This window comes from Rhizobium sp. CFBP 13644, assembly GCF_014842165.1.
GTDB classification, from domain to species: domain Bacteria; phylum Pseudomonadota; class Alphaproteobacteria; order Rhizobiales; family Rhizobiaceae; genus Agrobacterium; species Agrobacterium tumefaciens_C.
The window spans coordinates 900540-919297 of sequence record NZ_JACYVF010000001.1 but is presented as its reverse complement, the minus strand read 5'-3'; the positions used below and the strand labels follow the sequence as shown (position 1 = coordinate 919297).

The 18758-nt window shown below is 57.7% G+C and carries 16 protein-coding genes and 1 pseudogene; 8 read left to right on the top strand and 9 right to left on the bottom strand.

Going from position 1 to position 18758, the window contains the following annotated elements:
• Positions 1–118: 118 nt before the first annotated feature.
• The 4 genes from exbB (at position 119) to IFT53_RS04370 (ending at position 3718) form a co-directional block, all read left to right on the top strand.
• The gene (gene exbB / locus IFT53_RS04385) at positions 119–1231 is read left to right on the top strand and encodes a tonB-system energizer ExbB (RefSeq protein WP_192063199.1); all 1113 of its coding nucleotides are present in this window, start codon (positions 119–121) and stop codon (positions 1229–1231) included.
• A gap of 2 nt (positions 1232–1233) precedes the next feature.
• On the top strand, positions 1234–1710 hold the full coding sequence (gene exbD, locus IFT53_RS04380; protein WP_192063200.1) for a TonB system transport protein ExbD: 477 nt from the start codon (positions 1234–1236) through the stop codon (positions 1708–1710).
• Positions 1707–2627, top strand: coding sequence for a TonB family protein (locus IFT53_RS04375; RefSeq protein ID WP_192063201.1), 921 nt, complete (start codon positions 1707–1709; stop codon positions 2625–2627). The genes exbD and IFT53_RS04375 overlap by 4 nt, the downstream gene beginning before the upstream one ends.
• A gap of 101 nt (positions 2628–2728) precedes the next feature.
• Positions 2729–3718, top strand: coding sequence for an Ldh family oxidoreductase (locus IFT53_RS04370; protein WP_192063202.1), 990 nt, complete (start codon positions 2729–2731; stop codon positions 3716–3718).
• 12 nt (positions 3719–3730) lie between these two features.
• On the opposite strand, the pseudogene phnN reads toward IFT53_RS04370, so the two are convergent.
• From phnN to mepA, 9 genes and pseudogenes are all read right to left on the bottom strand, one after another.
• Positions 3731–4297: pseudogene (phnN, locus tag IFT53_RS04365) on the bottom strand (phosphonate metabolism protein/1,5-bisphosphokinase (PRPP-forming) PhnN); the annotation flags it as partial.
• Positions 4294–5430 carry an alpha-D-ribose 1-methylphosphonate 5-triphosphate diphosphatase gene (locus IFT53_RS04360; RefSeq protein WP_192063203.1) on the bottom strand — a complete coding sequence of 379 codons (1137 nt, stop codon included), beginning with the start codon at positions 5428–5430 and terminating at the stop codon, positions 4294–4296. The gene IFT53_RS04360 and the pseudogene phnN, both read right to left, overlap by 4 nt.
• A complete protein-coding gene (locus IFT53_RS04355) occupies positions 5427–6134 on the bottom strand; it encodes a DUF1045 domain-containing protein (protein ID WP_192063204.1) in 708 nt (235 codons plus the stop codon). Before IFT53_RS04355 ends, IFT53_RS04360 begins: the two co-directional genes overlap by 4 nt.
• A gap of 437 nt (positions 6135–6571) precedes the next feature.
• Positions 6572–7207 (bottom strand): 2,3-bisphosphoglycerate-dependent phosphoglycerate mutase, encoded by a 636-nt coding sequence (locus IFT53_RS04350; protein ID WP_192063205.1) that lies wholly within the window; start codon positions 7205–7207, stop codon positions 6572–6574.
• 24 nt (positions 7208–7231) lie between these two features.
• On the bottom strand, positions 7232–8059 hold the full coding sequence (gene dapB, locus IFT53_RS04345) for a 4-hydroxy-tetrahydrodipicolinate reductase (protein WP_192063206.1): 828 nt from the start codon (positions 8057–8059) through the stop codon (positions 7232–7234).
• Positions 8060–8076: 17 nt separating this feature from the next.
• Complete coding sequence (locus IFT53_RS04340) at positions 8077–9861, bottom strand: ABC transporter ATP-binding protein (protein ID WP_192063207.1); 1785 nt, start codon at positions 9859–9861, stop codon at positions 8077–8079.
• Between the two features lie 96 nt (positions 9862–9957).
• Positions 9958–10974 carry a glucokinase gene (locus tag IFT53_RS04335; RefSeq protein WP_192063208.1) on the bottom strand — a complete coding sequence of 339 codons (1017 nt, stop codon included), beginning with the start codon at positions 10972–10974 and terminating at the stop codon, positions 9958–9960.
• 24 nt (positions 10975–10998) lie between these two features.
• Entirely contained in the window at positions 10999–11382 is a 384-nt protein-coding gene (locus IFT53_RS04330; protein ID WP_042616398.1) for a methylglyoxal synthase, read from the bottom strand.
• A 91-nt stretch (positions 11383–11473) separates the two neighbouring features.
• Complete coding sequence (mepA, locus tag IFT53_RS04325) at positions 11474–12532, bottom strand: penicillin-insensitive murein endopeptidase (protein WP_192063209.1); 1059 nt, start codon at positions 12530–12532, stop codon at positions 11474–11476.
• A 182-nt stretch (positions 12533–12714) separates the two neighbouring features.
• Between mepA and IFT53_RS04320 the strand changes: the two genes are divergently transcribed.
• From IFT53_RS04320 to IFT53_RS04305, 4 genes are all read left to right on the top strand, one after another.
• On the top strand, positions 12715–14559 hold the full coding sequence (locus tag IFT53_RS04320; RefSeq protein WP_192063819.1) for an extracellular solute-binding protein: 1845 nt from the start codon (positions 12715–12717) through the stop codon (positions 14557–14559).
• Between the two features lie 145 nt (positions 14560–14704).
• Positions 14705–15796, top strand: a complete 1092-nt coding sequence (locus IFT53_RS04315) for a microcin C ABC transporter permease YejB (protein WP_042616254.1) — start codon at positions 14705–14707, stop codon at positions 15794–15796.
• Positions 15796–16938 carry an ABC transporter permease gene (locus IFT53_RS04310; RefSeq protein ID WP_192063210.1) on the top strand — a complete coding sequence of 381 codons (1143 nt, stop codon included), beginning with the start codon at positions 15796–15798 and terminating at the stop codon, positions 16936–16938. The genes IFT53_RS04315 and IFT53_RS04310 overlap by 1 nt, the downstream gene beginning before the upstream one ends.
• Complete coding sequence (locus IFT53_RS04305) at positions 16935–18584, top strand: ABC transporter ATP-binding protein (RefSeq protein ID WP_192063211.1); 1650 nt, start codon at positions 16935–16937, stop codon at positions 18582–18584. Before IFT53_RS04310 ends, IFT53_RS04305 begins: the two co-directional genes overlap by 4 nt.
• Positions 18585–18758 lie beyond the last annotated feature (174 nt).

The window sequence follows — 18758 nt, the reverse complement described above, 5'->3', positions numbered from 1 at the left end:
GTCTTTCCCAGTCAACTTTGTTAGCGAGACAAGCAGACACGATTGCATCCGAGATTTTTCGAGACATGCAGGTTGTGGCTTTCAAATCTTCGCTTTTACGAGATCCGGGATGATGATGATGGCACCTGATAGAATGACCTTTTTGTCAAACTCCACTGCTTTGTCGAAAAAACGGTGCGGGTCTGCTGTCATCACGCTATCTCTGGCTGCTGGTCTTTTCGCCGGTTCAGCTCTGGCCCAGACGCCACCCGCGCCACCGTCAACAGCGCCTGCGCCTGTTGTGCAGGACGCAGCGCCATCGACGCAAACACAGGTCACTCCCGCACCAGTAGAGCCCACCCCGGCACCTGTTGCGCCTACCCAGTCGGACGCCACGCCCGCGCAGCCACAGCCGCAGGCGGCACCTGCATCCGCAAATGATGCACCGCTTCAGCCGACGCTCGCAGATCCGCAAGTGCCTGCCGCAGCTGAGGCGCCCGCCACGGGCACAGCTGATGCGCGCACGGATATTCCGCACAACCTGTCCCCATGGGGCATGTTCATGGCCGCCGACTGGGTGGTCAAGAGTGTGATGATCGGGCTAGCCATTGCATCGCTGATGACATGGACCGTCTGGATTGCAAAGACCATCGAGCTTGCCGGTGCAAGCATTCGCGCCAAGTCCACGCTCAAGATCGTTCACAAGTCGCGGACGCTCGCAGAAGCCACTGATGCGCTGGAGAAAAAGGGTGGTCCCGGCGCGCTCATGCTGCGCATGGCGACCCATGAAATGCAGCTTTCCGACGCTGTTGTGGAGCACACGGATGGCGGCGGCATCAAGGAGCGCGTCTCTTCCGTTCTCGGTCGCATCGAAACCCATGCAGGACGCCGCATGTCACGCGGAACGGGCGTTCTGGCGACCATCGGTTCTGTTTCACCTTTCGTTGGCCTGTTCGGAACGGTCTGGGGCATCATGAATTCGTTCATCAGCATCTCGGAATCGCAGACGACCAATCTGGCCGTCGTGGCACCCGGTATTGCCGAAGCCCTTCTGGCAACCGCCATCGGTCTGGTTGCCGCTATTCCGGCGGTGGTGATCTATAACGTCTTTGCCCGCTCCATCACCGGCTATCGCCACTTGCTGGCCGATGTCGCTGCCGGTGTCGAACGCCTCGTCAGTCGCGATCTTGATTTCCGCCGCATTCCGCCAGGCAGCTCTGCGCGGCCTGCCGTCTCGCTCGTGGGGCGCTGATCATGGCTGGCGGTATTCGGGAAGGCGGTGGAGACGAACTCTCCGAGAACCACGAGATCAACGTCACGCCCTTCATCGACGTGATGCTGGTTCTGCTGATCATCTTCATGGTGGCGGCACCTCTGGCAACCGTCGATGTGAATGTCGATCTGCCCGCATCCAGCGCAAAGCCCGCGGAGCGTCCCGAAGAGCCGCTCTACCTCACGGTCAAGGATGACCTCTCGCTCAATCTTGGCAATGACGCGGTCTCAAAGGATGCGCTGGCCGCGAGCCTTGATGCGCGCACAGGCGGCAAGAAAGACACTCGTATTTTCCTGCGTGCCGACAAGGCGGTCGATTACGGCCACTTTATGGAGGTCATGAACATGCTGCGTGACAGCGGCTATCTCAAGATTGCGCTGGTGGGCCTTGAGGGTGCTGCGGCTGCAAGCCCGCCCGCGGCCGCACCTGCGCCCGCGCCCGGTGGAGCCACGCCATGAGTGACGGCTCCTTCCCCATTCCCGGACGCTCCCGGCTGGGAGAAGTTGCCCTCTGGGCGGTTGCCGGTCTGTTGACGCTTTCCGTCCATGCGGGCGGTGCCTACTACCTGATGCAGGAACCGGTCGAGCAGGAAGTCGATGGCGGCCCGCCAGCGGCCATCATGATTGAACTTGCTGCGCTTCCGGAAGCCACGCAGACGGAAGAAACGGTTGAAACCAATGATGTTGAGGACGTTCAGGACGTCAAAAGCATCGTTTCCGAGCCGTTAGAGGATGTGCCTCCTCCGGAAATGCCACAGCCCATGCCAGAGCCAATTGTTCAGGAAACGCCGCCTGAGCCTGAGCCAATGCCGGAACCCCCGCAGGAGGTGGTCGAACCCTTGCCGGAAGAACCGCCAGAGCCGTTAGAAGAGATCGACCCGATACAGGAACAGCAGATGGCGGCGCTCGAAAACGTCGAAGTGCCGCTGCCGGTGTTGCGCCCGCCACCGCCACCTGTGGCCGAGAAAAAGAAGGAAGAGGTCGAAAAGAAAAAGGTTGAGCGCAAGTCCACTCCTGCGCCTCCCGCATCCGCCGAGAAGACGGCCGCCAGGGTCGAAACGACAAAGTCGGACCGCACCGCAGCGGCCAAAACCAGCGCAGGTTTCTTCTCGTCTTCTGTTTCGCCCGCAAAGTGGAACTCAAGGGTCCGTTCCGCCGTCTCACGTCGCGTATCGCGTGAAGGCTCCAAGGGAATGGCCGTCACCGTCGCTTTTAACGTGAGCGGTGGTGGCTCCATCGGTGGCGTTCGCGTTCTGGGCTCCACGGGAGATGCGACCGTGGACAGGAAGATTGCCGGTTCCATCGAGGGTATCACCGTACCCGAGCCGCCGCCGGGCTCTCAAACTGCATTCCAGGTGAGAATCGAAATCCAGTGAGACCCGCCCAGAGCGGGTCCACCTGTTTTCGCTGTTGCCATATGGCTTTCTAACGCAGGAATGGGTTATGCCTGTTTCTTCATCAGGAAACAGTCATAGTCATGAAATTCAGCATTGAGCAGGCGGAAGAACTGGTCTCTTCCATATTCGAGAAAAATGGCGTTCTGCCCCACAATGCGCGATCTGTTGCCCGCGCCCTCATTGCAGCAGAGGCCGCAGGGCAGGGTGGGCACGGTATCCGCAGGCTTCCGGCCTATATCAGCCAGTTGCATGTCGGCAAGGTCGATGGAAAAGCCGAACCCGTTGTGACGCTGCTTCGTCCCGCCGTTCTGTCAGTGGATGCAGCTCACGGCTATGCTTACCCGGCTATCGATGCCGCCGTTGAGCGCCTTCCGGCGATTGCCAAGGCGCAGGGCATTGCGCTTGCCGTGATTGGTCGGTCGCACCATGCTGGCGTCATGGCGCTGACGGTAGAGCGCTTCGCAGAATTGGGCCTTGTCGCTTTCATGGTCGCCAATGCACCGGCCTCCATGGCCCCTTGGGGTGGCATCAAGCCACTTTACGGTACCAACCCGATTGCTTTTGCAGCGCCGGTCGAGGGGGCTGATCCGCTGGTGATCGACCTCGCTCTGTCCAAGGTCGCACGCGGCAAGATCATGGCTGCGCGTCAGAAGGGTGAGAGCATTCCCGATGATTGGGCGCTGGATGCCAACGGGCGCCCGACCACTGACGCCGATGAAGCGATCAAAGGAACGATGGTGCCTGCGGGAGATGCCAAGGGTGCGGCACTTGCGCTGATGGTGGAGGTGATGGCCGCAGGACTGACGGGTGGCAACTTCGGTTTTGAAGCATCATCCTTGCTCGACGACACCGGCACAGCACCGTCGCTGGGTCACACCATCATCGCCATCGATCCGGCCATTGCGGGCGACCATATCTTCGCCCACCGGCTGGCCATGATGGCTGCCGAGATCGAGGGGCAGGACAATGTCCGGCTGCCGGGCCGCCGCAGCCAGGGCCTTCGCAGGCAGTCGCTGGAGCAGGGCATCGTCATTGACGATGATATGATGACCCAGATCCGGGCGCTCTGATTTTTGGCCGGAGCGGATGTGCTCATTCAGCAGCGCGGCGAAAGCCGCGCCTGATGTCTCCAGCGCGCCGCTATTGTCGATTGTCGTGACGTCGAAGTCACCGCAGACATCGAGCGAACTGCGCTGGAGCCGAAGAAGAATCTCTTCCCGGCTCTCGCGGCCCCGGCTTTCGAGCCGCGCGGCCAGAACATCCAGCCGTGCCACGACATTCACCACCTTCATGGTGGTGAAAACCGATTTGAACTGACTAAGGGCGGAGCGGGAACCGTTGGCAATAACGGTTTCGCCCCGCGCAAGCCGCTCCTTGACCAAAGTCGGTATGCCGTAGCTCAGGCCATGCGCCTGCCAGGACACGCAAAACTCTCTTGAAGCCAACCGGCGCGCAAATTCGGCCTCGCTGACAGCATCATGGTTTTCCCCGCCCGCATCATGGCTTCGGGTAATGACGCGGCGGGCGAAATGGATGCCATCATGCTTTTCGAAACGGCGCGCGGCGAAGTCCATCAGCGTGTCTTTTCCCGCACCGCTCGGTCCGACCACGACAATCATGACGCCGGGGCGCTTGGAAATATCACTCATGCAACGCGCCTGCCTTGCCGCCACACACCCCTGACAACGGGCACATCTTCGTCGCGATGAACGCGGATGATATCGGCGCGCAGACCGGTGGCAATGCGGCCGCGATCCGATAGCCCGACCGTGCGGGCAGGGGTTGCCGTCACCATCGAAAGCGCCTTTGGAAGCGTCATGCCATCGACCTGATCGGCGAGAAGGAACGGCGCATAGAGAAGGCTGAATGGCACGTAATCCGAAGACAGAACGTCGAGAACGTCGAGTTCGGCCAGATCGCGTGCGGCAATATTGCCGGAATGGGATTTCCCGCGCACAATGTTGGGTGCGCCCATCAGCACGCTCATGCCTGCCCCATGCGATGCCTTGGCCGCTTCGACACTGGTCGGAAACTCGGCGAGCTTCACGCCGTGGCTGATCGCCTCATCGACATGGGCATGCGTTGCATCGTCATGGCTGGCAATGGTGATGCCGCGCTTGAGGCATTGCTCAGAGAGATAGTCGCGATGTTTGCTGGAATATTTCGCCGATGCCGCGACGCGACGATCTATGAAGGCCTTGAAGACCTCATCGCTGAGGCCACGCTTCTTCTGATAAAAGACGATATACTGGTCCATGGTCTGGAACTGGCGCTGGCCCGGAGAGTGGTCCATGAGCGAAATCAGCTTCACCTGAGGGTCGTTTTCGAAGTCTTCGAAATGCTCAAGAACGTCTGATGAGGCGACCTCGCAGCGAAGGTGCAGAAGATGGTCGGCGCGCAGGCGGTTCTCGCTCTGCGCCTTTTCGATGGCATCGGCCATCTCGCGCATCTCGCCGCGTGCAAAGCCGCCATCCTCGTCGGAACCCAGGCGAAGGCAATCGAATACGGTGGTGATGCCGGATGATGCGACCTGCGCGTCATGGGCCTGAATAGCCGCCGTCTTGTTCCACGTCACACCCGGACGCGGCGAATAGTGCTGCTCCAGATGGTCGGTGTGTAGTTCCACAAGCCCGGCAATGAGGTAATCACCTTCGAAATTCTCACCAAGATGGGATGACCCAGCGCTGATATCGGAAATCAGCCCGTCTTTGACCAGCACGGAGCCTTCAATAATCTCGTTATCGAGCACGATGCGTGCATTGCTGAAAACCTGCTCGGTCATGGGAATACTTCTTTCTGGACGGAATTCTGGTGTTCATTTGCGTTCAAAAGCGGCAACCATGTGTGAACGCGGAACGGTTGGCCGCGTGCCGGCTCAACAAACAGGCCAAGGCCCGATATAGGCAGCAAACGATTGGTGAAATCGGAAAATTCGGCGTTGAGAACCTCAGACATATGCGCACGGTTCGATACGTCCACGGGTCCTGTCAGTGTCATGTGGAAGCGGAAATCGTCCATGACATGCGGATAGCCCCAATCCACCAGATTGCGCCTCTGGCTCTCGCTCAGATCCTGCGGCCTGCGCCTTGCGATATCAGCGTCGGAGAGGGGGGCGCGGAAGGACTCGAAATGCGTTACCACGTCAGCCGCAAAATTCTGGAGCGGCTGGTGCGTTTCGTCTGGCACGATTGCGAAGAATGGCCCGAGATTGCCGATGACGACTTTCGGAATATCGAAGGCATGACGGCTGCGGACAAAACGCTCCAGAGCTGCGAGAAGCTCATCCTCGTTGCGATCATCAGCAAGGCTAAACGGCGCTTTCAGCGTCGCGTGAAATCCATAGCGTCGCGGCTCTGCGGTTATTTCGGCATGGTCGCTGTGGTCGTTATGGATGGTGTCGGTAAAGGCATCACGCCCGAGCCAGCGGGAGGCTTTGCGGCTTAGCGCATCGTTTTCGGCGGGGGTAAAATAGATCGCGTAGCGCACTCAATCGCACTTTCAGCTATCCGCAGTGACGGAACTGTTGAGGTCATACGCCCTTGCCATGCAAGGCCGCAAGGGCCAACTAGCCCTTTCGCGTGACGGAATGATGATGGGCTACCGGAATTTTCCACCTGCCAAGACGTTTGCTGGGGTCGAAATAGCGAGGAAACGCAACCGTTACCAGCATACATGCAACAGCGATGAAACTTCTTCAAGCTTTGCACGTTATATCTGCACAGTCATCACCAACCGAAGGAGTAAAGGCTAATGGAAATCGAAGTTATTATTGCGCTTTTCTTCGCTGTATTTGCCACGTCAAGCGTCGCTTGTGCCTATTGGTTTGGTGAGCGTCGCGGTATTTAAGCTCATGGATCGCAAAAATTATTTGGATCGTTAAAAGCGCTGGAACCTTGAAGGTCCAGCGCTTTTTTATTGGATGGCTAGTGCGCTGCCGACATGTCGCCGAGCACTTCCTTCGAAGCAACTGTTGAATCAGCATTCAACTTGTAAACCATCGGCACGCCTGTCGCGAGATTGAGCTTCAGGATCTCTTCCTTGCTCAACTTGTCCAGCACCATTACCAGCGAACGCAACGAGTTTCCGTGTGCCGCGACCAGAACGGTTTCGCCTGTCAAAACGCGGGGCAAAATCTCGGTCAGGTAGTAGGGCCAGACGCGGGCGCCCGTGTCACGCAGGCTTTCGCCGCCTGGAGGTGGAATGTCATAGGACCGGCGCCAGATATGAACCTGATCTTCGCCCCACTTTTCGCGGGCATCATCCTTGTTCAAGCCGGAAAGATCGCCGTAGTCACGCTCGTTCAGCGCTTCGTCGCGAATGGTTTCGAGGTCTGACTGACCGACATTATCCAGAACCATCTGGCAGGTTCTCTGGGCGCGGATCAGCGACGATGTATAGGCAACGTCGAATTTGATGCCGTAATCTGCAAGCGCCTTGCCGCCGGCATTAGCTTCCTGAACGCCAAGTTCCGTCAGGTCCGGGTCGCGCCAGCCGGTAAACAGGTTTTTCAGGTTCCAGTCACTTTGGCCGTGACGAACGAGGACGAGTGTTCCGCTCATATCGATTGCTCTCCCAGAGGTTGATTATGTGGCGTCAGCCAGACCGAGAACGTCCAGCATGGAATAAAGACCGGGCTTTTGATCCCTGGCCCAAAGGGCTGCAGAAATCGCGCCGCGTGCGAATATGGAGCGGTCGGCGGCGTGGTGGGTGAGCGTAACCTGCTCACCTTCGCCTGCAAAAATAACGGAATGGTCACCAACGACAGAACCGCCGCGCAATGTTGCAAAACCGATTGTGCCGGTCTCGCGCGCGCCGGTATGTCCGTCACGTACGCGAACCGAATTAGTCGAGAGGTCGATATCACGACCCTGCGCTGCCGCCTCTCCCAGAAGGAGAGCGGTGCCGGAGGGAGCATCGACCTTATGCTTGTGGTGCATTTCCAGGATTTCGATATCCCAGTTTTTGCCATCGAGAGCCCGTGCGGCCTGCTTGGTCAGGACACCGAGAAGATTGACGCCAAGGCTCATATTGCCAGATTTGACCACTCGGGCATGACGGGCGGCTGCCTCGAAGCGTGCCTCGTCCTCATTTGAGCAGCCTGTCGTTCCGATAACGTGGACAATGCGTGCCTGTGCGGAAAGCGTTGCAAATTCTACGCTGCTCTTCGGAGACGTGAAATCGATCACACCATCTGCATGAAGGAAAGCCGCAAGCGCATCGCTTGTGACTGGAATACCGATAGGACCTAGCCCGGACAATTCGCCCGCGTCGCGCCCAATGAAGGGCGAGCTTTCACGCTCGACGGCTGCATGAAGTTCGACGCCCGGAGTTTCATGGATCACCCGGATAAGGGTCTGGCCCATGCGCCCGGCCGCGCCAACGACCACCAGTTTCATGACATTGTCGCTCATCGGGTCCTACCGTTGGTTCAAAGGGCGCGAACGCCCGTCGCCTGAAGATTGTTGAGACGAGCGTAAAGACCATCTTCCCGACGCGCAAGCGTCTTATGATCGCCCTCTTCCACGACAAGGCCTTCGTTCATCACGACGATCTTGTCAGCCTTGACTACGGTCGAAAGGCGGTGCGCAATGACGATGACAGTGCGACCGGACATTGCCGTGTCGAGGGCCTTCTGGACAACGGCCTCCGACTCGGTATCGAGCGCAGAGGTAGCCTCATCCAGAAGAAGGATAGGGGCGTTACGCACCAGAGCACGCGCAATCGACAGACGCTGACGCTGGCCACCGGATAGCGACATGCCGTTTTCGCCAATGGGTGTGTCATAGCCCTGCGGCTGCGCGAGAATGAAGTCATGCGCATAGGCAAGCCTTGCTGCCTCTTCGATTTCGGCATCGGTTGCTTCAGGCCGTCCATAGCGAATGTTGTCGCGGATGCTTCCTTCGAAAAGGTAAGGCTGCTGCGAGACATAAGCGAGGTTCTGGCGTACCGAATGTGTGGTGACGTCAGCAATATCCTGCCCATCGACGAGGATCGAGCCGCTGCTCGGATCGTAAAAACGGGGAATAAGATTGATGATCGTCGATTTGCCCGCACCAGACGGTCCCACCAGAGCCGTTGTTTTGCCACCCTCCGCGATGAAACTCACGCCTTTGAGGATCGGCCCGCCTTCCTTGTAGGAAAATACGACATCCCGCAGTTCCACCGTCGCCACCGAGACCGCCAACGGCTGCGCGTTTGGCTTCTGTCTCTGGACAGGCTCCATGTCGAGAATTTCGTAGATCATCTGGGCATTGACGACCGCACGTTCCAGTGAAATCTGCACACGGGCAAGACGACGTGCCGGGTCATAGGCCAGCAGAAGCGCCGTCACAAAGGCAAAGAAAGCACCGGGGGGAACGTTATCGTAAATGGCGCGGTAGGCGGCATAGGCCAGAACGCCAGATACGGCCAGACCGGCAATCGTTTCCGTCAAGGGCGCGCTTTTTTCGGTCAGCCGGGCAATGCGGTTCGCGCGCCATTCCGCCGAGTCGATCACCTTGTCGACGCGCTCTTCCAGCTGCTTTTCCATTGTGAAGGCTTTGACGATGGCGATGCCTTGCAGCGTTTCCTGCATGGCGCCCAAAACGCGGCTGTTGAGAACAACGGCATCACGCGTAACCTGTCGCAGACGCTTGGAAATATAGCGAAGCCCAAGAACGAGCGGTGGAACGATGAAGACGATGACGATGGACAGAACCGGGTCTTTGACGATCATCACGATTACGAGCGCAATGAAGGTCAGAAGGTCGCGGGCAACCGTTGTGACGGTGATGTTCATGACATCCCTGATACCGCCGATATTCTGGCTTACCTGAGCTGCCAGATGGGCGGAGCGGGATTCGCTGAGATACCCAACCGACAAAGTCATGAGGTGGGCATATAGCCGCTTCTGATAGCGCGCAACGATGTTGTTGCCGATTTTCGACAGCGCCACGGATTGGCCATATGTCGCAATGCCGCGAATGAAGAAAGCCGCGAAAATGGATGCGCAGATGATCCAGACCAAATCGGCCCGTCGGTTGACGAAGGCCTCGTTGATGATCGAATCCATGATCCAGGCGGTGAACGCCGTCGTGCCGGCAACGGTCAGCAGGCAGAAAATCGCAAATGCATAGCCCGGAATATGATCACGGGCATTTTCGGCGAAAATGCGCTTCAGGACTGACGTGATCGTATCGGTATCAACAAGTTGCCGTTTTTTGGCAGTCTTCAAGTGTTCATCCACCTTAAGCTGTTGCAGCGGACACGCCGCCTATTCAATCGGCGTCTATAGCCACTCAAGCCGGTTTTGACCAGTGCTGACGTTTTATCAGGCCTGCCAGCGCCTGCCGTCCAGTGTCAGGCCGAAGTCAGATGGCGTGCGGGCATAGGCTGAAAGTCCCGCCAGCGCTGCCTGCGGATGGGTGACGACATGGGTGGGAATGCTGCGCATCAGCGCCTTGTGCGGTGCCTTGTCTTCGAAAGCCGCCCGGAACTCCGGCAATCTCAAGGCGGGAATGATTTTCTGGGATATGCCACCGGCCAGATACACCCCGCCACGCGCCATGAAGATCAATGCCATATCGCCAGCGATGCGCCCAAGATAGGTGCTGAACAGCGAAAGCGTTTCCTGCGCTTGGCGGTCTTCGCCGCTGAGGCCCTTTGCAGTGACGTCCGCAGGATCGGAAAAGACGGGCGTGACGCCATCGGCAAGGCAGATAGCACGATAAAGATTGACGAGACCGCGACCACACAGGATCTGCTCACCCGCAATACGGCCTTCAATAGTGTCGAGATGCGGAAACACCTGATAGTCACGTGCGCTGCGTGGGCCGATATCCACATGGCCGCCTTCACCGGGGACGGGAAACCACATGTTACGGGCGTGGACCAGCCCCGCGACACCCAGGCCAGTGCCGGGTCCCAGAACGACGCGAGAGGCGATCATATCCGGACGCTGAGGCCCGATCGTTTCCCTGTCGTCGCTTCCCAAAGTCGCAATCGCCAAAGCCTGCGCTTCGAAATCATTGATAACAATAACATCTTTCAAGCCTAGATTGGCCAGCATCTCCTTGGGCTTCACAACCCAGTCACAATTGGTCAGCGGTATTTCGTCTGTCTCGATGGGGCCCGCGACGGCGAGGATTGCAGAGACGGGCAGCAATGATGTGTGATCCAGCACTGCGCTGCGGATGGCCTCGTCAATCGTCTTGAAATCGGCGGTCTTGACGCTGGTCAGCTGTGTCGGCTCGGATGTCGCATCCGGTACGATGCTGAAGCGCGCATTGGTGCCGCCGATGTCTCCGATGAGAATCGGAAAGGAAAGTGTGTCGGTCTGCGTGGACATCGCTGCTCCTGGGTCGCCGGCATTTTAGTGTTTTGAATGAAAATCGGTCAGCTGTTCGGCCGTGGCGCGGTTGAGGGCCATCGGAATATCATAGACGGTCGCAAGCCGCGTCAGAGCTTTTACGTCAACGTCATGGGGTTGGGAAGAGAGTGGGTCGATGAAGAAGATCAGCATATCCACATCGCCTGTCGCGATCATCGCGCCAATCTGCTGATCGCCACCCAGCGGGCCACTCTTCAGCCGCACCACGGACAATCCCGGACACGCATCCTGTATGCGCCCGCCGGTGGTACCCGTGGCGACAATTCTGAATTGCGAGAGTGCATCCTGATGCTGACGGGCAAAATCCGCCATGTCATCTTTCTTTTCGTCATGCGCGATCAAAGCGATACAGCGTTGCCCGGTCATTTGGTCTGCACCCCAGCCTTGGTCAGATGGCATCTTTAAATCGATTTGAAGCTTCTACAGCAACTTCGCACCGTTTGAAAAGCCGGAGGGTTCAATTCGATGAGGGCCGAGATGAAGGGCGCGGGACATCAGCGGGCGGCACCGGCCCACCGGAGCCAAAACCTTGTGGAACGGCTTCCTGCAACTGCGGCTCAACGTAAGCGGGCGCGGGTGCGTTCTGGAGAGCACTGCTTGCCCTGCCAGCCGCAGGTGCTGCGGCGACAACCGCACAGGCTTTCGGCAAATCCGATACCATCATCGGGCGCGGCGGCTTTGGCGGCTTGGCATTGGGGTCCTTCTTAGGGGGCGCCCAGGGTTCCTTGCTGAACCACCACGCCAAGGATTTATCGCAGCCATCGCCCGCGCCCACGGGCGCCTGCGGCTTGCAGTTGGGCGCACCCGGCGGGCATTCCAGACGCACGTGGAAATGCTCATCATGTCCGTAGATCGGCCTGATCTTGCCCATGAATGTGCGGTCGCCCGTCCATGTCTGACATAGCTTCTGCTTGATGGCCGGGTTAACGAAAATGCGTTCCACCTGCGGATAGCTTGCCGCCATCATGACAAGTTTGGCATTGAGCGGTGACCATTTGCGATCATCCACGGTCAGGAATTTGCTTTTGTCGAGCATGGAAATGAACGGCGTGCTTTCGCGCTGTTCGGCGCTCATGATCTGATTTGGCATCTGCCGCCACCAGATATCGACATCAAGACCGATCTGGTGGGAGGCATGACCCGTCAACATCGGCCCGCCACGCGGCTGGGAAATGTCACCAATCAAAAGGCCCGGCCAGCCGATCTTTTGGGCGTCCTGCGCGAAGCGTTCGATGAAAGAGACCAATTGCGGCTGGCCCCAGCGCCGGTTGCGGGAAAGCCGCATCGCCTGAAAACCTTGGCCCTCGGTGGGAAGCGCGACAGCCCCGGACTGGCAACCCTTGGCGTAGGAGCCGTAAGAGACGGAGGGACCGGCGGATGGCAACGCCATGTGGCCGAAAACCTGCTTGGCGGGTGCATCCTGTGCAAAGGCTGAAACACGATCCACCGCCATCATGGACATTACCGAAAGTGCCAGGAGTGATGCCTTGCCCACGCCCCTTGAATGTTTTGCCATGTCGCCCGCCGCCTGCAATGCCTGAAATGATTCTCGTGGATATTATGCTGGAACGGGAATTTGGTGAAAGCATGTTTGCTGGATTTCGAAGGCATAAACCGCTTGTGAGGCAATCCCCCTATATTTTGCCAATGTTTGTCTTATTGTGCGCAGCAATGAAAAGTAAAAAGGACTATCGCCCTATGGCATTGGCAAGGTTGAAATCCGGTTTGTTGGCTCTGGCTGCTCTGTCGTCCTTGGCTGCGCCGCTGGGCGCTGTAGCGCAGGATAGTGAAGTCTGGCGCAGCGGGATTTCGACGGTCGGCGAGTTAAAGCATCCCAACGGCTTCAAACATTTCGATTATGTCAATCCTGATGCGCCCAAGAGTGGCACATTGCGCATGTCGGCGACCGGAACATTTGATACGCTCAATCCTCTTTTGGCCAAAGGCGAACTTGCAACCGGCGTCGGCGCTGTGTTCGAAACACTCTTCAAATCCGCAGAAGAAGAGCTGTCCTCTTCCTATGGACTTTTGGCCGAAGGCGTGACGTTCCCCGAGGACATTTCCAAGGCGACGTTTCGCCTGAGGAAAGAAGCCAAGTGGGCCGATGGCAAGCCCGTTACCCCCGCAGATGTCGTCTTCAGCTTTGATAAGGCGAAGGATCTGAGCCCCCGGATGGCGACGATTTATGCGCATGTTTCCAAGGCTGAGGTGACGGGCGAACGCGACATCACCTTTTTCTTTGATGAAAAGGGCAATCGCGAGCTACCCCAGATCGTCGGCCAACTGCTGATCGTGCCCAAGCATTGGTGGGAGGGCAATGGTCCCGATGGAAAGCCACGTGACATAACGCGCGGCACGCTGGAGCCGGTGATGGGCTCTGGTCCTTACAAGGTTTCAGCCCTCAATCCGGGCTCTACGATTTCCTTTGAACTGCGGGACGATTATTGGGGTAAGGACCTCAACGTCAATGTTGGTCAGAACAACTTCAAAACCATCACATACTCGTTTTTTGCCGATCAGGAAGTGCAGTTTCAGGCATTCAAATCTGGCAATATCGATTTCTGGCAGGAGCAATCATCCAGCCGTTGGGTCACCGGCTATGACATTCCCGCCGTGAAGGATGGGCGCATCAAGAAAGAACAACTGCCCAACATCTACCGTTCTGTTGGCATCATGCAGGCCTTTGTGCCCAATGAGCGTCGCGAGAAGTTCCAAAACCCCAAGCTTCGTTTGGCGCTGAACTATGCGTTTGATTTCGAGGATCTGAACAAGACGCTGGCCTATGGCAGCTTTACGCGCATCAACAGCTTCTTCATGGGAAGCGAGCTTGCATCATCAGGGCTTCCTGCTGGTCGAGAACTGGAAATCCTGCAGGAGTTGAAGGATCAGGTTCCGCCAGAAGTCTTCACGCAGGAATATCGCAATCCAGTGGGCGGCGATCCGGCAAAACAGCGCGATAATCTGCGTGAGGCCGTCAAGCTTATGAAAGAGGCGGGCTATGAGTTGCGAGGCAATCGCATGGTCAACGGCAAGAACGGTCAGCAACTCGATATCGAGTTTTTGATCGATTCCGCAGGCATGGAACGCACCATTCTCCCTTTTATCCAGAACCTGAAAAAGATCGGGGTCAATGCCACGATCCGCACCGTCGATGCGTCACAATTTACCAACCGTCAGCGCAGCTTCGATTATGATGTCGTTGTCAAGTTGTGGGCGACCTTACCCAACCCCGGAAATGAGCAGGCAGATTATTGGGGATCGGCCGCCGCCGATCGCCAGGGCTCAAGCAATCTTGCCGGCATCAAAAACCCGGCGGTAGATGCGCTCGTGCGAAAGGTCATCTTCGCGCCCAATCGTGATGAACAGGTGGCGGCTGCGAGAGCGCTTGATCGGGTTCTGCTGTTCAACCACTATGTCATTCCACAATTCTACAAGGGCGAGTTGAACCTGGCCTACTGGAATACGATTGTTCGTCCGGAAAATCTCCCTGAGTACGGCATCGGTTTTCCCGATGCCTGGTGGTCTGCGACCGCGGCAAAATAATGCGGGCCTTGCTTTATAAGCCAAGCCTTGATTCACATGAGCCATTACGAATCACGCTGCCTGCGGTAGAGACAGCAGGCCCGAAAGGAAACGGTTTGACAAAGCCGATGACATCAAGACCTCGTGCCATGTCGGGACGCGCCTGATGGGAGCCTATATTCTGCGGCGTCTTGCCCTGATGATACCGACCATCATCGGCATCATGGGCATTTCCTTTCTCGTCATCCAGTTTGCGCCGGGTGGACCGGTGGAGCAGGTCGTTGCCCAGCTTTCGGGCTCCGGAGACAGCGCTTCCGACCGTTTGTCTGGCGGCGGCGACCTCATGGGGCAGGGTGGTCTGGATGAAAGCGGATCGAAATATCGCGGTGCGCAGGGGCTTGACCCGGAACTGATCGCCAAGCTCGAAAAGCAGTTTGGTTTCGACAAGCCGCCGCTCACCCGCTTTCTCGACATGATGTGGAATTACATTCGCTTTGATTTCGGAGACAGCTTCTTCCGCAATTCCTCCGTCATCGATCTCATCATCGACAAGCTGCCGGTCTCCATCTCGCTCGGTTTCTGGATCCTGATCATCTCCTACGCGATCTCCATACCGCTCGGCATCAAGAAGGCCGTTTCTGATGGGTCGACATTCGATGTCTGGACATCGGGCATCGTGATCGTCGGCTATGCCGTGCCGAGCTTCCTGTTCGGCATTCTTCTGATCGTGGTGTTTGCGGGCGGCTCGTTCTTCGACTGGTTCCCGCTACGCGGGCTGACCTCTGATAATTTTGCGGAACTGTCATGGTGGCAGAAGATCATCGACTATTTCTGGCACTTGGCCCTGCCGCTGACGGCGCTCGTTCTCTCGGCCTTCGCGACAACGACACTTCTGACCAAGAATTCCTTCATCGATGAAATCAAGAAGCAATATGTGGTGACGGCGCGCGCCAAGGGTCTGTCGGAAAACAAGGTGCTGTATGGCCATGTGTTCCGCAATGCGATGCTGATCGTGATCGCCGGTTTCCCCGGAGCTTTCATCTCGGCCTTCTTCACCGGCTCGCTTTTGATCGAAAACATCTTCTCGCTCGATGGTCTCGGACGGTTGGGCTATCTGTCTATCGTCAACCGGGATTATCCGATCGTGTTCGGAACGCTGTTCATCTTTTCTCTCATGGGGCTCGTGGTTAGCCTGATATCCGACATGATCTACACCTGGATCGACCCGCGCATCGACTTTGACCGGAGGGATGTGTGATGACGACAGTTGCTCCCGCCACAGTCGATACGCCGCCACAGAAGCGTCCGTTCTTTTCCCCCACAAGCGTCCGGCGCTGGCAGAATTTCAAGGCAAACCGCCGTGGTTACTGGTCGTTCTGGCTGTTCCTGCTAATATTCGGATTGAGCCTGTTTGCTGAGTTTCTTGCCAATGACAAGCCGATCATCGCCTCCTACAAGGGCGAGATTCTGGTGCCTGTCATGGTGGATTACCCGGAAGAGAAATTTGGCGGCTTTCTGGCCCAGACCGATTACAAATCATCCTTCATTCAGGATGAAATCAATGCCAATGGCTGGATGATCTGGCCGCCGATCCGCTATTCCTATCAGACGGTCAATTCCAACATTCCGCATTCGGCCCCGACGCCACCCTTCTGGCTGATGGACGAGCAGCAGCGTTGCTCGGCCTATCCGCAAGGGGCAGCCGATCCCGCCTGTACGCTTGGCAATCTCAACTGGCTGGGCACGGACAATCAGGCGCGCGATGTGGCCGCCCGGGTAATTTATGGCTTCCGTATCTCCGTGCTGTTCGGGCTAGCGCTCACCATCGCCTCTGCCATTGTCGGTGTGACCGCCGGTGCCGTGCAGGGCTATTTCGGTGGCTGGACGGACCTTCTGATGCAGCGCTTCATCGAGATCTGGTCATCCATGCCGGTGCTTTACATTCTGCTCATCATCGCCGCCATTCTGCCGCCCGGCTTCTTCATTCTGCTTGGCATCATGCTGTTGTTCTCATGGGTCGGCTTCGTCGGCATCGTGCGCGCCGAGTTTCTGCGCGCCCGAAACTTCGAATATGTCAACGCCGCACGCGCATTGGGGGTTGGCAACGGCACCATCATGTACCGCCACCTTCTGCCCAATGCCATGGTGGCGACGCTGACCTTCCTGCCGTTTATCCTGTCCGGATCGATCACCACCCTGACCTCGCTGGATTTCCTCGGCTTTGGCATGCCGCCCGGCTCTCCATCGCTGGGCGAGTTGATTGCGCAGGGCAAGAACAACCTTCAGGCTCCATGGCTGGGGCTCACGGCCTTCTTCACCATGTCGATCATGCTGTCCCTGCTGATTTTCGTCGGCGAAGCCGTGCGTGATGCCTTCGATCCGCGAAAGACCTTCCGATGAGTGCCATGACGGACCAGATGACAACGCCGCTTCTTTCCGTTCGTGACCTTTCCGTCGCCTTCCATCAGGGCGGCAAGGAAACCGTGGCTGTCGATCACGTGTCGTTCGATATCATGCCGGGTGAAGTGGTGGCGCTGGTGGGCGAATCCGGTTCCGGCAAATCCGTGACCGCAAACTCGATCCTGAAATTGCTGCCTTACCCTGCCGCAAGCCATCCCTCCGGCCAGATCCTGTTTGAAGGCAAGGATTTGCTGAACGCCTCGATGCGTGAACTCCGCGCCGTTCGCGGCAACGACATCACCATGATCTTTCAGGAGCCGATGACATCGCTCAATCCGCTGCACAGCATCGAGCGGCAGATTGGCGAGATCCTGGAACTTCATCAGGCCCTATCGGGGGCCGAGGCGCGCAAACTCATCTTGGAATTGCTGTTGCAGGTCGGTATTCGTGAGCCGGAAAAGCGCCTGAAGGCCTATCCGCATGAGCTTTCCGGCGGGCAGCGCCAGCGCGTTATGATTGCCATGGCACTTGCCAACCGCCCGAAGCTGCTGATTGCCGATGAGCCAACGACCGCACTCGACGTCACTGTGCAGGCCCAGATTCTCGAACTTCTAGGCAATCTGAAAAACCAGCATGGCATGTCCATGCTGTTCATCACCCATGATCTCGGTATTGTGCGAAAATTCGCAGACCGTGTCTGCGTGATGACCAAGGGTAAGATCGTGGAAACGGGCACGGTCGCGCAGGTTTTCAACGATCCGCAGCACGCCTACACGCGCCATCTTCTGGCGGCCGAGCCAAAGGGCGAGCCGCCGCATTCCGATAGCAGCAAGCCTGTCGTCATGCAGGGAGACGACATCAAGGTCTGGTTCCCGATCAAGGCGGGCCTGATGCGCAGGGTCGTGGATCACGTCAAGGCGGTGGATGGCATCGATATTACGCTGCGGGCAGGACAGACGGTGGGCGTAGTTGGTGAGTCCGGGTCGGGCAAGACCACGCTTGGTCTGGCGCTATCGCGGCTGATCGCATCCAAAGGCCGCATCTCCTTTCTCGGCCAGTCCATCGAAGGCTATTCCTACTCGATGATGAAGCCGCTCAGAAATCGGCTTCAGGTGGTATTTCAAGACCCTTACGGCTCGCTTAGCCCGCGCATGTCCGTGGGCGAGATCATTGCCGAAGGTCTGCGCGTGCATGAGAGATCGCTGTCTGCGGATGAGCGGGACCGGCGCGTGGCGCAGGCTTTGGACGAGGTGGGGCTGGATACCGCCACACGCTGGCGCTTCCCGCACGAGTTTTCCGGCGGTCAGAGACAGCGTATCGCCATTGCGCGTGCCATGGTGCTGAAACCTCGCTTCGTGATGCTGGACGAGCCGACATCGGCGCTTGATATGAGCGTGCAGGCGCAGGTGGTGGACCTGTTGCGTGACCTGCAGGCTAAGCACGATCTGGCCTATCTCTTCATCAGCCACGACCTGAAGGTTGTGAAGGCGCTTGCCAACGACATGATTGTCATGCGCCACGGCAAGGTGGTGGAGAGCGGTCCTGCCAAGACAATCTTTGAAGCTCCAGCCCAAGACTACACCCGCGCACTAATGGCGGCTGCCTTCAATATCGAGGCGGTGAAGACGGCTGCGGTCAGCGAATAGGGATTTTCAAGAACAGGCTGGCCTTCTGCGCTCAGCCCACGTACGATGTGGTATCAACGTGGGAAACAATGAGGCGTAATGTCATCATGACGGCGCGATATCTTATTTATCAGCTTGTGGATGCTTTCCGTTAGCGACTTTGCCGCGAACCGAAGCTGAAACAACATGCTGGTG